This is a genomic window from Novosphingobium fluoreni (assembly GCF_014196615.1).
In the GTDB taxonomy this organism is placed as follows: Bacteria; Pseudomonadota; Alphaproteobacteria; order Sphingomonadales; family Sphingomonadaceae; genus Novosphingobium; species Novosphingobium fluoreni.
Map to the genome: position 1 here is coordinate 328,842 of NZ_JACIDY010000001.1, position 14,402 is coordinate 343,243.

Here is a 14,402-nt window from a genome sequence, read left to right on the forward strand (position 1 = left end):
ATGGCACCGCGATGTTTGTTGTTGCCCGTCATGGGAATACGTTTGAAGCTGGTGAGACGCCACGCCGGATCGGTGCCCGGACTGACTTGCCGTTGACCGCCGCCGGCCTGGCGCAGGCCGAGGCCTTGGGCCGCCATTTCGCTAACGGGGGTCACCGCTTCGTTCGCGTGCTAGTCTCGCCCCTGCTACGTACTCGCCAGACAGCGGCCGCCATCTTGGAAGGCTTGGCAAGGCCGATCCAGCCCGAAACCGAGGCGTGCGAGTGGTTGCGCGAAATTGATCACGGACCCGACGAAGACAAGGCTGAGGAAGCGGTGCTTTCGCGCCTTGGCCACCAAGCGCTGGAAGCTTGGGACAGTTTCGCCAAGCCGCCCCCAGGCTGGATAGTAGATGCCGAAATGCGCATAGCCGCCTGGCAGGCCTTGTTCGCCGAACCGCAATGCGGGTCCACGCTGATCGTCACCAGCAACGGAGCAGCGCGGTTCGCGCTGTTGGCCGATCCCGCACTCCTCAGATCGGGCGGTGACTTGGCCTCGTTGAAGCTGCCCACAGGCGGTTATGGGGTGATTCAGCGAGACGGTGACGGTGTGTTGCAGGTCCCGATCTGGGGCAGAAAGCCGTGACGCAATCGCGGATTGCTTTGCTGCGTGCGCCTCCCTTCCCGGCTGAAAATGGCTTGGTCTCGACACCGGTCGACACCGCATCAACAGGCCTTGCGCTATCGCAGTCCGACCTGTTTGCGCTTGTTCGGGCGGCGCGCGTCGGCGGATCGTTCTGGGAGGACCAGGCAGACTTGAGCTTGCCGCCCGGCACCGTGCTGCGACCCCGCGATATGAGCGATATCTCGCAGCAAATGGCCGCGATGACCGCCCCTGAACGCCGCTCCGCCTTATGGATCGCGGCTGACCGTCGCATGGCCCGCGCGTTGAAGCGTCTCGTCTCGATCGAGGGCGGGGAATGGCGTGGCGAGGTTGATCCCTGGTCAGCGCTGGCTCAAGCGAATTGCCTTGTCGCACATGGCGATGATGAATGGATCGCAATCGCGCGCATCAGTCGCATCGATGTGCGTGTGCTATCGCCGGGTCGCTACGGCGCGCCCACGGACGACGCTGCAGCGCTGGACAAGGCAGCGGCCGAGGCATTGACGGCGGCGGACTGGCGCAATCCCTTCACTGGCGCGCCCTCGACCATCGAGGCAACGGTGGAACTGCTTGCCATGTGGCGCAAGACTTTGGAGGCAAATCGCAGGATTGCCGCAGTTTGTGGAATGGCGTGGTGGAAGCGGGCCGAGATCCGGCGCTTTTTGTGGCACCCGAACCGGCGCTTGCGATTGTACCGCAGCCCGAACCTTGCGCTCGCCGTCGCGCAGTTCAAGCAGGGTGCCGTGGCGATCTGGCCGTCGCGCGTTTCGGCGAAACTGACAGACAAATGTCGCGACAAGGCTGTCCCACTGGTCCGCGTTGAAGATGGCTTCGTTCGCTCGGTTGGTCTGGGTGTGCATCTAGTGCCACCATCATCGATCGTGGTCGATGCCCTGGGTATTCACTTCGATCCTGCCGGGCAAAGCGATCTTGAGGAAATCCTGGCCAGGACCTCCTTCTCTCAGCGTCTGCTGCAACGGGCGTGCGCCCTGCGAGAGACGATTGTCAGTGCCGGCATCAGCAAATACGGGGCAGGCAAGACCGAGGTGGTACCGGAACGCAAGCCCGGACGCCGCCTTGTCCTGGTAGCCGCCCAGGTGGAAGACGATATGTCCGTTCTAGCTGGCGGTGGCGGGATCACATCCAATCTTGAGATTTTGCGTAGGGCACGCAAACTGGAGCCTGACGCTGAAATCTGGTTTCGCCCACATCCCGATGTCGACGCAGGTCATCGTAAAGGGGCGGTGCCGGACGCGGACATTCTTGGCCTCGCCGACCGGATCGTGCGGGGGCCCAGCATGGCGGCCTTGCTGGATGCCGTTGACGCCGTGCATGTGCTCACATCGCTGACGGGCTTCGAAGCTTTGCTGCGCGGGAAGGTCGTCACGTGCCACGGAACGCCTTTCTATGCAGGGTGGGGCCTGACCCGTGATCTGGGCGCGATATCCGAGCGTCGCGGCAGAACGCTGACACTCGACGCCTTGGTGGCAGGCGTGCTCATCCTCTATCCTCGCTACCTTGACCCTCTGACCGGGTTGCCTTGCCCCCCAGAGGTACTCATCGGACGAATGGCAACGGATGATGCCCCCAACCGCCTGAGCTGGATTGCTTCCGTACGCCGCTTGCAGGGCCGAATTATGACAGCACTTTCATGAGCGCCGTGATCCTTGATATCTCACGCCTGATCTCGCGCATACGATACTCCACTCCGTCCGGTGTCGACCGCGTTGAGATGGCCTATGCGCGTGGCCTACTGGCTCGTTACGGGAAAGCGCTCACCTTTGCCGCAGTCCATCCCACCGGGCTTTACGGACACCTCTCTCACGCCGCTGCCCTCGCTTATCTGGACGAACTGGACCGCCGATGGTCAAGTAAGGAGAAGGGTCCGGCGCAGCGTTCGTTGCTCTCGATCCTACCCCAGCTTGCTGCACTGCTGCCTTCACACAAGAAAGCAGTCCTCCCCAACGCCGTGTACGTGCAGGCCTCACCACATCATCTGACCAATGTGACCAAGGTTCAGCGCATACTGGCGCGCGAAAAAGCGCGCTTCTTATGCCTAGTGCATGACCTGATTCCGATCGAGTTCCCTGAGTATGCCCGGCCCGGCGGCGCGGACCTGCACTGCCGTCGCATAGAAACCGTGGCGGCGACGGCCGATGCGGTCATTGTCAATTCGGCAGCGACCGGCCGTTCCGTCAAGCCTTGGCTTGATCGCGGTGGGCGGAGGCCGACCATCGATGTCGCGTTGCTGGGCACCGAGCCCCTACCCATTGGCGATGCTGTGCCCGAAAGCACGGATCGGCCTTACTTCATTTGCCTTGGTACCATCGAGCCGCGCAAGAACCATCTTCTCCTGCTACACCTTTGGCGCCAATTTGCGGAAACCCTGCCCCATGCGGAGATTCCTCGCCTGGTCATCGTCGGCCGACGGGGATGGGAGAACGAACAGATTCTCGACATGCTTGAGCGTTGTCCAGCGCTGAAGGATCACGTCGAGGAACTGAGCGGCTGTTCAGATGCTCGCCTCGCCGGGTTGATCAGAGGAGCCCGCGCATTGCTGATGCCCTCGTTCGCTGAAGGATACGGCATGCCGGTCGCTGAAGCGCTATCTGTCGGCACCCCCGCTATTTGCAGTAATATTTCCCCACTACGGGAAGTTGGCGCGGATGTGCCCGACTATCTAGACCCGCTCGACGGCCCAGGATGGGGTGTCACGATCCTGGATTACGCGATGCAAGGCCCCGGCCATCGCGCGCAATTGGCGCGAATCCCCCACTGGCGAGCTCCGTCTTGGGAGCAACATATAGAAATAGTTACCAAAGCTATTGCCAGGCTGCAGAATACTTAGCCGGTCCACTCAGCCAGCCTGCAAGCGGGCAAATAAATCTTTAGCGCCGGAGCGTGTTGATCCGGGTACCGAATACGCGATCCCACAAGATCATGGAGATCGCGTAGTTACCACCCTCATCAACGTAGTGATGCCGCATATGGTGGCGTTTGAGGGCAGACCCGATCCGGCTCTTCATTGGCCATTGGTGGCATGCGTAATGCAGGAGATCGTAAATAACGTAACCTGATATCCAGCCAAAAAAAAGCCACGTCCCAGGGGCACCTGCTAAGGCTAGGCTTCCGATCCAGACAAGCGACGCAATAGGAAGGCTTACCACCAGCGGCATCAGATTGCGCATCTCGTCGCCGGGGTTGTCGTGATGGTTTCCATGCATCAGAAACACCAGGTGGTTTAGTACCGATCGCTCTGACGTGTAGTGAAAAGGGAACCGATGCATCGCGTATTCGAACAGTGTCCACGCGAACAGGCCAGCTATAATCAAGGCCCCTGCGTGCATGAAGCTGGCAGAGTTCCAGCCCACCCAGACAATTGCCGACAAAAGTAGCAGCCAACTGCCTACAAACATGCGTGGCGACATCAGCGTGAGCTTTTCCAAGCGCGCGCTTTTAAACAGTCGTGCCCGTTGCGAGCTGGAAGAGAGACGGGGCATTGCTGCGTCTGTGGATAGCAGGTAGCCTCTCCTGTCAAGTCCCAAAAGGTCGATTTGAGATGAACGGTGAACGGGTATCATGAATAATATCGTTTCATATTAGATGTTTAGGGTCGGATCAGCCCATGCTGCAGTTGCGTCATGTATTCTCATTACAGGTGCCTCTGGCGAACTGGGAGGAGCGCTCGCGCGGTGCTACTCACGCGACGGTGTGCGCCTTTCTCTTTGGGGACGTGACCTTGGGCGCCTTGCCGCGATCGCGGACGCTTGTCGGGCGCTGGGGGCAATCGTCGAGACGCGTTCGCTCGATATCGAAGATGTAGCCGCTGCAGTTGCCGCTGCAGTTGAAGAAGACACCGCAGCGCCGTTTGACCTGGTGCTTCTAGTTTCAGGCTTGGGTGATACCCGGCCGACGGGCGAGCAGGTTGAGCCAGCGGAACTCGTGGCGCGGCTTGGCACGGTGAACTTCACGGCGCCTGCCGCCATGGGAGCGGCGCTTGCCGGTCGCATGGCTTCACGCAGGCGCGGTGCGCTGGTCTTTATCGGTTCGGCGGCCGCATTTCACGCGCTGCCCTTCGCTGCCGCCTATTCAGGCACTAAGGCCGGCCTTGCCCGATTCGCAGACGCTTTGCGACTCAACGTGCGCCCTTATGGCGTGTCCGTGACGCTGGTATCGCCTGGTTTCATCGACACCGAGGCGGGACGTCAAACGCATGATGGCCGTGCCTTTGCCATGGCACCCGATCTCGTTGCAAAACGGATTGAACAGGCAGTGCGGCGTAAACAGGCTCATCTGATCCTACCTTGGCCGTTTGTACTTCTCCGCGCCTTCGATCGACTTTTACCCGCCGTTTTGCGCGATAGATTGTTACTGTCGTTGACGCCCCCTGGCTAAGCTCAATCAAACAGGCCTGCCCAGCATAATGTCGAGCATCGTGTGATGTAGCTCCGCCGGGGTCAGGTCCACATGGCGGTTCTCGCCATGATCGAATTGGCCATCGTTGAGGCGTACGATGACATAGGGCGTATACCTTGCCTCGTGCGGGTTGGTGACGCCGGGGATGCTGGGGCGGTGATCGCCAAAAAAGACCAGCGTTGCTGGTCCTCTCAATTCCGCCAGCCCATCGATGAGCCGCCGGATCATGGTATCGCTGTTGCGCGCAAGCCGCAGGTAACTTCCCATCAGATCCTCGCCGCCCGCCGTATCAGAGGCCCATGGGCCGTGATTCTCGATCGTAACCGCATAAAGCAAAGAAGGCTGCTGGGCTGCTTTTGCCAGCGCAAGTATCTCCTTCGCCATGGCGGCGTCCGTCACATAGCGGCCCTCCCCTGGTAGTGGTGCATCGAAGCGATCCTCTCCCACCAATTCATCGAAACCGGCCGCCGGCATTATCTTGTCCCGGCCGTAAAACCGCATGTCGTGAGGGTGGATGAACAGACTTCGCCACGCTTTGCCAAGCCTTCGTGGCAAAGCGTAAGTGGTTTCACCCAACGCTGTCAGGAATGGATCGTAGCGTCGAAATCCCAGATCCTTTTCTTCACGTCCGAAGAGAACGGCATACTCGGTACGCATGGTATAGGCACCAAAGCCGCTGACATGAAGGTTGCCATATTGCCAGGCATTACGGCGAGCCTCCTCGAGATTCGGCAAAGATTGCATTTGATCAGAAAATACATCTTTCGGGTCAGCGAAGCTCTCGCACTGAACCACGATCAACAATCCCCGAGCTTCCTGCGAAGCACTCCGAACTTCCGGCCGATATGGCGGCGGGTCCTCGCTTTTACGCCAACGAAGCCAGTAAAGCATGAGTGTGGGCGTCAGTCCTATTCTACGGACATCGGCCTCATTGTGCGGGGCACGTGCTAATGCCTTGATCGGCGAAAAACACATGAGAAAGGCCAACAGGCACAACCCGCTGAGCAAAATGCCCAAGCCGGCGGCATGCGCCCCAACATCCACAACGAACAGGGCTGCTATGGTAGCGATCAGTCCTACCGCTGCCGCGCCAACGACGCAGCGTTGCCAAACCGGAATGGCCGAAAGGTAAAATTGCGGATGGCGAAAGATCGCACCGATCAAGGCGAGATCGGAAAAGACCAGCGGCTCGCCCAGCACCGTATTCTTGGCGTTAGAGGCCAAGACGAGCAAGGCCAGCGTAGCCAGAGCTAGAACGATCGATACCCAGATGCTGCCGCACACGGCCATGACAAGGCCGAAAACGCTTATAACTTGGCAAATCAGCAAACACAGTCCCGCCGCGTTGCGTAACCCCAGGCGCCGAGGGCTGCGCGGCGATGCCAGTGCATCCAAAGCAACCGCACCCAGAAGACCGCCCAGGCACCCTAAAATGGACGTTAACGCCAACGTCACTCCTTCGGCTTGGCCGACAGCTGAACTCCGCGCGACGCAAGCCATCGCCGGAAGGAGGGAGGCCATAGCCGCCGCCAGGTGAAGTGTCACCACACCCAGAATGTACAAGGCCTTGTAGATGCCCGGGGTTGCCGTGTTGATGCTCCCGCATTATCGAATAAACTATGTCCATGACGTGGCAGCTCAATGCTTGGTAGCCGCGTCTCCCGAACAGGTCCTTTGAATGCCGACAAATCCCGATACGGGTCCGCTCGCCAGCCCTGGTCCAGAGCGTAAGTCAGTGCTGCTGTTGCAAGGATTGATGGGGCCACTCTTCCGGCGACTCGGTCAGGAGCTGATCCGAGCGGGGCACGAAGTTCACAAGATCAACTTCAATGGCGGCGATCGGTTGTTCTGGCGCCTACCGGGCGGCCTCGATTACCGAGGATCGCTGGAAGCGTGGCCCAAATGGCTTGAGGGCGTCATTCGTCAACACGGCGTTACAGATGTTGCTCTGTTTGGTGATTGCCGAGATCATCACATGCCAGCCATTCGCCTATGTCGTGAGTTGGGTGTTCTGGTCCATGTCTTCGAAGAGGGGTATATTAGGCCGGACTGGGTGACGCTGGAACTTGGCGGGGTGAACGGACACTCCACGCTACCCCGCGATCCCGCCTGGTACCGTGAGACAGCCGCTGCCCTGCCGCCCGTCCCGCCCCATGCACAGGTTCCGTCGTCATTCCGTCGCCGAGCGATAGAAGGATTGCTGTACAATGCGGCGGACGTGCTGACGCGTTGGTATTATCCCTATTGGACCAATCACCGGCCGTGGCATCCGCTTGTCGAAGCGATGGGCTGGGCGCGCAAACTCCGCCGGCGCAAGGAAAATCAACTGCACAGCGAAATGCTGCTGAACCACACTTGGAAGAGTGAGGCGTCCTACTTTCTCTTCCCCCTACAGTTGGACTCTGACGCACAGATCCGCCTTCATTCGCCTTTCGCCGGCATTGCCGATGCCCTAAAGCTGGTGATCGCTTCTTTTGCGGCGAATGCCGCGCCCCATATCCGTCTCATCGTGAAAGAACACCCGTTGGACAACGGTGTCCGGGATTGGCGCCAGGAGACCAACGATATCGCCACGTTATACGGCGTAGCGGATCGGGTCGATTACCTAGGCTGGGGCGACATCGTTCCGGTTACCCGCCGCGCCCTGGGGATGATCACCATCAACAGCACAAGCGGCACTCTTGCACTGGCTGAAGGGATACCGGTCGTCGCGTTGGGGCACGCCATCTACGACATTGCCGATATCACCTTCAAAGGTGGACTCGATGCATTCTGGTCCAACCCCACGCCGCCAGATCCCGTGACGTTCGCCGCGTTGCGGCGGGTTCTGGTGGACCGTTGCCTGATACCCGGCGGATTTTTTTCCGATGAAGCACTCGACAAGGTGGTTCGCCACGCAATCGCCCGGCTGGAGGGCCGTCGGATGATGCCGGAGTAAATCATCTGACAGAACACCGACGCGAATCACGGCGAAGTAGAAGACATATAGACAGCAAGTCGTACCTGCTGGGTTGCCCTACTCTGCGCAGTTTACGCCGAAACGCGAATGATTTTGGAGCAGAACGCGCAGTCTACCGGGATGGTGCCGTCCGGATCGCGCATCTCTGCCAGTTGATCTTCCGGGAAGCTGGCCAAGACGGACTGGTAATGCTCGACGGAGCATCGGCATCCGCGGGACAGTTCGGCGAGGGGCTGGACGCGCACTTCGCGTTCTTCGTGGAATAGGCGGATCAGCAGATCTTCCAGCGACAGGTCGGGATCGACCAGTTCATCATGGCGCGTGCTTCCGGCCATGACCGCCACATGTTCCCACTCGGGATGGTCCTCCTTCGCGTGCAGCCGCTCGCGCCCTTCTTCGCCCTCAGGGAAGTGCTGGACCAGGAGGCCGCCGGCGACACAGTGTGGGCCTTCGGATCGGATCGCGACGCGCAGCAGCGTCGGCACCTGCTCGGACTGCCCGAAGTATCGCTCGCATGCTTCCGAAAGTGAGCTGCCTTCCAGCGGCACGATGCCCTGATAGCGCTCACCACTGCCCTCAAGATCAAAGGTGATGGCCAAGTAGCCTTCGCCGCACAGGTTTTCCAGACGCGGGCTCGTACCCGCCGCCGCTGCCTTTTCGCGATCGTGGCTGACATAGCCGCGCAGTTCACCGCCCCGATAATCGCACGCCAGCAAGTCGATCGCGCCGCCCTTGGCTTGCGCCTGCAACGTCAGTTGGCCGCCATCTTCCTTGAGCAGCGAGCCCATCATCGCCGTGAGAACCAGCGCTTCTGCGAGCAAGTGCTTGATCGCAGGCGGATAGTCGTGCGCGGAAAGGATCGTCTCCAGTGTCGGGCCCAGCCGGACCATCCGGCCTCGCGCATGGCGATCCGGGATGATGAAGCCGAGTATCCGGTCAAAGCCTGTCTGGCCGGACTGGATTAGGTAGTCGTCCGAACTCACAGCTGACCCAAGGCCCAGCGCAGGATGGATTTCTGGGCGTGAACGCGATTTTCCGCCTCGTCCCAGATTGCGGACTGCGGCCCGTCGATCACTTCGGCGGTCACTTCCTCACCGCGATGCGCCGGCAGGCAGTGCAGGAACACCGCACCCGGCGCGGCTTCGTTCATGAGGCGCGTGTCGACCTGATAGGGCGCCATCGCCGCCAGATGCACGTCGCCGCCGGCCTGCCCCATCGAGATCCAGGTATCGGTGACCACGACTTGCGCACCGCGCACCGCCTCGTTCACGTCCTGCGTAAGCACCACCGTTCCGCCCTGCTCCCGCGCCGCTGCGATGAAGGCGGGGCCGGGTTCGTATCCGGCGGGGCCGCCCACGCGAACGGTGAACTTCATCAGGCCCGCAGCCTCGATCAGCGAGTTGGCGACATTGTTGCCATCGCCCAGCCAGGCGACTTGCAGGCCGGGCAGCGCAAAGCCACGCTCGATCACGGTCAGCAAATCGGCGACGATCTGGCAGGGGTGCGACAGATCGGTGAGGCCGTTGATCACCGGCACATCGGCATAATGTGCCAGCTCCTCGATCTTGGCGTGATCGTCGGTGCGGATCATGATCGCATCCACCATGCGGCTGAGCACGCGCGCGGTATCAGCCACGGTTTCGCCGCGCCCCAGCTGGGTGCTGCCTGCTTCCATGATCAGGGCACTGCCGCCCAACTGCCGCATCGCCATATCGAACGAGACGCGGGTGCGGGTGGAGTTCTTCTCGAAGATCATGGCGAGCACGTGCCCGGCCAGCGGCGCATCGGCGTCAGGGCGGCCTTTCGCCCAGCCCCGCCGCGCCGCCTTGCGATCCAGCGCATCGTTGAGAATCGCGGCGACGGCATCACCGCCCGCGTCCGAGAGCCCGACGAAGTGCCGGGGCGTGGCTTGCGCGCTCATGCTGCTTCTGCCGGGTGATAGCTTCCCGCAGCGGCGGAAAGCTTCTCCATGAATTCATCCATGTGGCTGTCATCGATGACGAGCGGCGGCAGGATGCGCACCACGTTGTCTCCCGCCGAAACGGCCAGCAACTGGTGATTGTCCCGCATGTGGGCCACGAAACCGCGTGGCTCGGCCTTCATCTTCAGGCCGATGAACAACCCCCGGCCGCGTACCGATTCGAAGAGCTCCGGATAATTGCCAAGGAACTGCTCTATGCGCGCGCGCAACCGTTCACCCTTGGCGCGCACATCGGCCAGGAACGCGTCATCCGCGATCACATCCAGCACGGCTTCGGCGGCAGCCATGGCGAGCGGGTTGCCGCCATAAGTGGAGCCGTGCGCACCCGCGACCATACCGCGCGCCGCCTTTTCGGTGGCAAGGCACGCGCCCAGCGGAAAGCCGCCGCCAATGCCCTTGGCGGTGGCCAGGATGTCCGGCTTTATCCCATACTGTTCATAGGCGTAGAACGTGCCCGAGCGGCCGACGCCGCTCTGCACTTCGTCCAGAACCAGCATCAGGTCATGCTCGTCACACAAGGCGCGCAGACCCTGAAGGAACGCGTCGTCCGCCACGCGGATGCCGCCTTCGCCCTGGATCGGCTCGACCAGGAAGCCCGCGGTATTTGGGCCGATGGCAGCCTTGGCGACTTCCAGATCGTTGAACTCGACATAGCGGAAGCCGGGCAGCAGCGGCAGGAAGCCCTTGTGCATCTTGTCCTGGTTGGACGCGCTGATCGTGGCGAGCGTGCGGCCGTGGAAGGCGTTGTTGAACGTGATCAGCTCAAACTTGTCGGTGTTGCCCGCCGCCTGGTGATAGGCCCGCGCGGTCTTGATCGCGCACTCCACCGCCTCGGCTCCCGAGTTGGTGAAAAATACCGTATCCGCGAAAGTCAGGTCGGTAAGCCGCTTTGCGAGATGCTCACCTTGGGGGCTGCCGTATAGATTGGAGACGTGCATTAGCGTCTCCGCCTGCTTCTGGATCGCGCCGATCAGTCCGGGGTGCGAGTGCCCCAGGGCGTTCACCGCGATACCGCTGGCGAAATCCAGGAAGCGGCGGCCATCCTCACTGATCAGATGGCAGTGTTCGCCGCGCACGGGCCGAACGTCGGACCGGGGATAGACGGGCATCAGCGGAGTGATCGACATGGTCGTGATTCCTGGAAGTAGACGCTGGCGCATCGGGCGGCCCGGACGGTCTGTTTTCCTGTTCCTGAGCCCCGATGGCAGTGCTGGTCGGGGAAAGTCGCAAACGACAAATGGCGGCCCTAACGGACCGCCATTTGCGCGCTTCTAATCGTTAGCACGGCTTCGATCAACCAATCGGCAGCAATGCCGGCAAGATCAACCCTGGCGCGGGACGAGGTTGACCGCCGAGTACTTGCCTCGTCGATCGACTTCGATGTCGAATTCGACCTGATCGCCTTCGTTGAGGCCGGACATGCCCGAACGCTCAACCGCGCTGATGTGCACGAACGCATCTGGCTGACCGTCATCGCGCGTGATGAAGCCGAAGCCCTTCATCGAGTTGAAGAACTTGACCGTACCGGTCGCCTTGTCACCCGTCAGCTGGCGCTGGGGAGCCGCTTCGCGCGGTGCCTGCTCACGCTGCTTTTCGACAGGGATGACATCGCCGACTACGACGAGATCGCTGGCCGAAATCTTGCCGCCACGATCGACAAGCTGAAATTCCAGCTGCTGACCTTCGGCAAGACCTTCCAGGCCGGCACGCTCGACCGAGCTGATGTGCACGAACACATCATCGCCGCCCTCATCGCGCTGAATGAAGCCGAAGCCCTTGGCTGCGTTGAAGAACTTTACGACGCCCTTGCCTTGGCCAACGACCTGGGCCGGCATGCCGCCACCGCGGGGGCCACCGCCGCCGCCGAAACCGCCGCCGCCACCACGGGGACCGCCGCCGAAGCCGCCGCTGCGGGGAGCGCCACCACCGAAGCCGCCGCCACCGCCGCCGCCAAAGCGATCACCACCGCCGAAGCCGCCGCTGTTGCCGCCACCGCCGAAGCGATCACCGCCGCCAAAGCCGCCGCCACCGCCACGGTCCTGTCCTGCGAAGAAGGGATCGAAACCGCCGCCTTCATCTTCGCCAAACCGATCGCGCTTGTCACGTCCCCTACCGCGACGTCCTCTATCAAAACCCATCTCTACGAATAAACCTTCGCTGCGCCCGATAAGCATTAGCCCAGACGGGTGGGCGAACCACGCCAGGCGCCAGATCAAGCGACCCGCGCGAACGCGGTCTTTCCCTGCAATTCCGCCGTATATACGAGTCGCAAGAGCTTGGCGAACAGAAATGCGTGGGTTTCTGAGTCACTTGCCGAATAGTGGCGCCACTGTGCTAGGGCTGCCGCACTTTCTACCTTTCGCACCTTTGTCGCAGGAGCTGACGCACCATGTTTCGCAAGCTGATCGATACCGTTTACGCCAGCCCGCAGATCGGCCTGCCCGAAGTGGCGGAAGCCAAGGCGCTGGGCGTCACCCTGATCGTCAACAACCGGCCCGAAGGCGAGAGTGAAGATCAGATTCCGGGTGACGAGATCGCGGCCGCCGCCAAGGCCGAAGGGATCGAATACCTTGCAATTCCCATCACGCATGCCGGTTTCGCCGAGCACCAGGTGACGGCGATGGCCGATGCCCTGCAGCGTTCGACCGGGCCGGTACTGGCCTATTGCCGATCGGGAACCCGGTCGACCTTGCTATGGGCTTTGGCGGAGGCGAAGGCGGGCAAGGATCCCGAACAGCTGGCCCAGGCCGCTGCCGCCGCCGGCTATGATCTGTCGCCCGTCCGCCAGGTGATGGACGTGCTGAGGGCATCCGCCGGCTAACTGCCAAGCCTTTCGAAAACGGAAAAGAGGGCCGGAGCGGCTGGCTCCGGCCCTTTGAGTCTGTGTTCGCAGGAGGAACATCGGGTGGCGGAGGAGGGGATGGAGAGGAGGAAACTTCCCCGTCCCCCGCCAAACTGTTGAAGCCTTAGTAGTTGTAGGCGCGTTCGCCGTGACTGCTGATGTCGAGGCCGGCGTTCTCGTCCTCGAGGCTGGGACGCAGACCGATGGTCTTGTCGATCACGAAGTAGAGCACCGCCGAGATCACGCCGGAGTAAACCAGGGTGAACAGCACAGCCTTGATCTGGGTGATCACCTGCCCGCTGATCGAGTAGGTCGAAGCGTCGAACACGGCGGGGAAGGATGTGTAGTCAAACACACCCTGGCCGCGGAGCGCCGGGGAAGCGACGATACCGGTGCCGATCGCGCCGACGATACCGCCGATGCAGTGCACGCCGAACACGTCCAGGCTGTCGTCGTAGCCCATCTTGATCTTCACCTGGGTGACGAAGATGTAGCAGACCGGCGAAACGATGAAGCCCAGCACGATCGAGGTCATTGGCGCACCGAGGCCCGCCGCGGGAGTGATGGCGACCAGGCCGGCGACGGCGCCGGTGGCGGCACCCAGGATGCTGGCTTTACCGTGGTGAAACTGCTCGATCAGCGACCAGCTGACGGCGGCGGCGCACGTGGCGAGCATGGTGTTGATGAAGGCCACGCCGGTGACGCCATTGGCTTCCAGGTTGGAACCGGCGTTGAAGCCGAACCAGCCCACCCACAGCAGGCTCGCGCCGATCATGGTCATGACGAGCGAGTGCGGCGGCATCGGCTCCTTGGGATAGCCATGGCGCTTGCCGATGAAGAGGCAGCCGACGAGGCCAGCGATACCGGCGTTGATGTGAACGACGGTGCCACCAGCGAAGTCCAGCGCGCCCCAGCCCCACAGCAGGCCCGAGTCGGTAGGCGCATCGGCCAGGAAGTCCGGGCCGGCCCAGTACCACACCATGTGCGCCATCGGGTAATAGACCAGGATCGACCAGGCGACCACGAAGACCATCAGCGCGCTGAACTTCACACGCTCAGCAAACGCGCCGACGATCAGCGCGGGCGTGATCATGGCGAAGGTCATCTGGAAGACCACGAAGACCAGTTCGGGGATATAGACGTTGTTAGAGAACGTCGCGCCCACGGTCGTGGCGTCCACGCCCACCAGGAAGGCCTTGGAAAGACCACCGAAGAAGTGGTTGTCACCACCGGACGTGAAGGCGATCGAATAACCGACCGAGGCCCACAGCAGGCCGGCGACCGAGACGATCATGAACACCTGCATGCATACGCTCAGCATGTTCTTGGCGCGCACCAGGCCGCCGTAAAACAAGGCCAGGCCCGGGATCGACATCATCAGCACCAGCGCGGCGCAGATCAGCATCCAGGCAGTATCGCCCTTGTTGATCATGCCGGCAGCGGCAGCGGCGTCAGGCGCCTTGATCGGGGCGGCGGCTTGCGCCCAGGCGGCGCTGGCGACGCACAGGGACGAGACGATCGCCCCCACGCCGCCCAGAATCTTGCGGTTCATCTTGGAATTCC

At 61.7% G+C, this 14,402-nt stretch carries 13 protein-coding genes; 6 read left to right on the forward strand and 7 right to left on the reverse strand.

The genetic code is table 11. The features are described from left to right. Nucleotides 1–11 precede the first annotated feature (11 nt). From GGR39_RS01575 to GGR39_RS01585, 3 genes are read left to right on the forward strand one after another with little or no spacing between them, the layout of a single operon-like run. Nucleotides 12–623: a histidine phosphatase family protein gene (locus GGR39_RS01575; protein ID WP_183615586.1), complete on the forward strand. Its 612-nt coding sequence runs from the start codon at nucleotides 12–14 to the stop codon at nucleotides 621–623. Beyond that, nucleotides 620–2,296, forward strand: a complete 1,677-nt coding sequence (locus GGR39_RS01580) for a capsular polysaccharide export protein, LipB/KpsS family (RefSeq protein ID WP_183615587.1) — start codon at nucleotides 620–622, stop codon at nucleotides 2,294–2,296. Before GGR39_RS01575 ends, GGR39_RS01580 begins: the two co-directional genes overlap by 4 nt. Further along, entirely contained in the window at nucleotides 2,293–3,489 is a 1,197-nt protein-coding gene (locus tag GGR39_RS01585) for a glycosyltransferase family 4 protein (RefSeq protein WP_183615588.1), read from the forward strand. The genes GGR39_RS01580 and GGR39_RS01585 overlap by 4 nt, the downstream gene beginning before the upstream one ends. Nucleotides 3,490–3,529: 40 nt before the next feature. Here the strand turns inward: GGR39_RS01585 and GGR39_RS01590 are convergent, their stop codons facing one another. After that, nucleotides 3,530–4,087, reverse strand: coding sequence for a sterol desaturase family protein (locus GGR39_RS01590; protein ID WP_242867029.1), 558 nt, complete (start codon nucleotides 4,085–4,087; stop codon nucleotides 3,530–3,532). Nucleotides 4,088–4,244: 157 nt separating this feature from the next. Here GGR39_RS01590 and GGR39_RS01595 point away from each other — a divergent pair, with 157 nt between their 5' ends. Continuing rightward, nucleotides 4,245–5,036 (forward strand): SDR family NAD(P)-dependent oxidoreductase, encoded by a 792-nt coding sequence (locus GGR39_RS01595; RefSeq protein ID WP_183615589.1) that lies wholly within the window; start codon nucleotides 4,245–4,247, stop codon nucleotides 5,034–5,036. Between the two features lie 6 nt (nucleotides 5,037–5,042). Here the strand turns inward: GGR39_RS01595 and GGR39_RS01600 are convergent, their stop codons facing one another. Beyond that, nucleotides 5,043–6,506, reverse strand: a complete 1,464-nt coding sequence (locus GGR39_RS01600; protein ID WP_246388181.1) for an LTA synthase family protein — start codon at nucleotides 6,504–6,506, stop codon at nucleotides 5,043–5,045. 286 nt (nucleotides 6,507–6,792) lie between these two features. Between GGR39_RS01600 and GGR39_RS01605 the strand changes: the two genes are divergently transcribed. Continuing rightward, the gene (locus tag GGR39_RS01605; RefSeq protein ID WP_343055747.1) at nucleotides 6,793–7,995 is read left to right on the forward strand and encodes a capsule biosynthesis protein; all 1,203 of its coding nucleotides are present in this window, start codon (nucleotides 6,793–6,795) and stop codon (nucleotides 7,993–7,995) included. A 92-nt stretch (nucleotides 7,996–8,087) separates the two neighbouring features. Here GGR39_RS01605 and hslO read toward each other — a convergent pair whose 3' ends face one another. The 4 genes from hslO to GGR39_RS17380 all read right to left on the reverse strand — a co-directional run bounded on the left by hslO (nucleotide 8,088) and on the right by GGR39_RS17380 (nucleotide 12,135). Continuing rightward, entirely contained in the window at nucleotides 8,088–8,999 is a 912-nt protein-coding gene (hslO, locus tag GGR39_RS01610; RefSeq protein ID WP_183615591.1) for an Hsp33 family molecular chaperone HslO, read from the reverse strand. Then, the gene (gene argF / locus GGR39_RS01615) at nucleotides 8,996–9,937 is read right to left on the reverse strand and encodes an ornithine carbamoyltransferase (protein WP_183615592.1); all 942 of its coding nucleotides are present in this window, start codon (nucleotides 9,935–9,937) and stop codon (nucleotides 8,996–8,998) included. The genes hslO and argF overlap by 4 nt, the downstream gene beginning before the upstream one ends. Next, complete coding sequence (locus GGR39_RS01620) at nucleotides 9,934–11,124, reverse strand: aspartate aminotransferase family protein (RefSeq protein WP_183615593.1); 1,191 nt, start codon at nucleotides 11,122–11,124, stop codon at nucleotides 9,934–9,936. Before GGR39_RS01620 ends, argF begins: the two co-directional genes overlap by 4 nt. Nucleotides 11,125–11,319: 195 nt before the next feature. Further along, nucleotides 11,320–12,135 (reverse strand): cold-shock protein, encoded by an 816-nt coding sequence (locus GGR39_RS17380; protein ID WP_183615594.1) that lies wholly within the window; start codon nucleotides 12,133–12,135, stop codon nucleotides 11,320–11,322. A 251-nt stretch (nucleotides 12,136–12,386) separates the two neighbouring features. Here GGR39_RS17380 and GGR39_RS01630 point away from each other — a divergent pair, with 251 nt between their 5' ends. After that, nucleotides 12,387–12,818 (forward strand): protein tyrosine phosphatase family protein, encoded by a 432-nt coding sequence (locus tag GGR39_RS01630; RefSeq protein ID WP_183615595.1) that lies wholly within the window; start codon nucleotides 12,387–12,389, stop codon nucleotides 12,816–12,818. Nucleotides 12,819–12,963: 145 nt separating this feature from the next. Here the strand turns inward: GGR39_RS01630 and GGR39_RS01635 are convergent, their stop codons facing one another. After that, nucleotides 12,964–14,391: an ammonium transporter gene (locus tag GGR39_RS01635; RefSeq protein WP_183615596.1), complete on the reverse strand. Its 1,428-nt coding sequence runs from the start codon at nucleotides 14,389–14,391 to the stop codon at nucleotides 12,964–12,966. Between the last annotated feature and the right edge of the window lie 11 nt (nucleotides 14,392–14,402).

Bases quoted from the DNA above. Each gene is read 5' to 3' on its own strand.
- GGR39_RS01575 (WP_183615586.1), top strand. From the start codon at position 12: ATGTTTGTTGTTGCCCGTCATGGGAATACGTTTGAAGCTGGTGAGACG.
- GGR39_RS01585 (WP_183615588.1), top strand. From the start codon at position 2,293: ATGAGCGCCGTGATCCTTGATATCTCACGCCTGATCTCGCGCATACGA.
- GGR39_RS01595 (WP_183615589.1), top strand. From the start codon at position 4,245: ATGTTTAGGGTCGGATCAGCCCATGCTGCAGTTGCGTCATGTATTCTC.
- argF (WP_183615592.1), bottom strand. From the start codon at position 9,937: ATGAGCGCGCAAGCCACGCCCCGGCACTTCGTCGGGCTCTCGGACGCG.
- GGR39_RS01620 (WP_183615593.1), bottom strand. From the start codon at position 11,124: ATGTCGATCACTCCGCTGATGCCCGTCTATCCCCGGTCCGACGTTCGG.
- GGR39_RS17380 (WP_183615594.1), bottom strand. From the start codon at position 12,135: ATGGGTTTTGATAGAGGACGTCGCGGTAGGGGACGTGACAAGCGCGAT.
- GGR39_RS01630 (WP_183615595.1), top strand. From the start codon at position 12,387: ATGTTTCGCAAGCTGATCGATACCGTTTACGCCAGCCCGCAGATCGGC.
- GGR39_RS01635 (WP_183615596.1), bottom strand. From the start codon at position 14,391: ATGAACCGCAAGATTCTGGGCGGCGTGGGGGCGATCGTCTCGTCCCTG.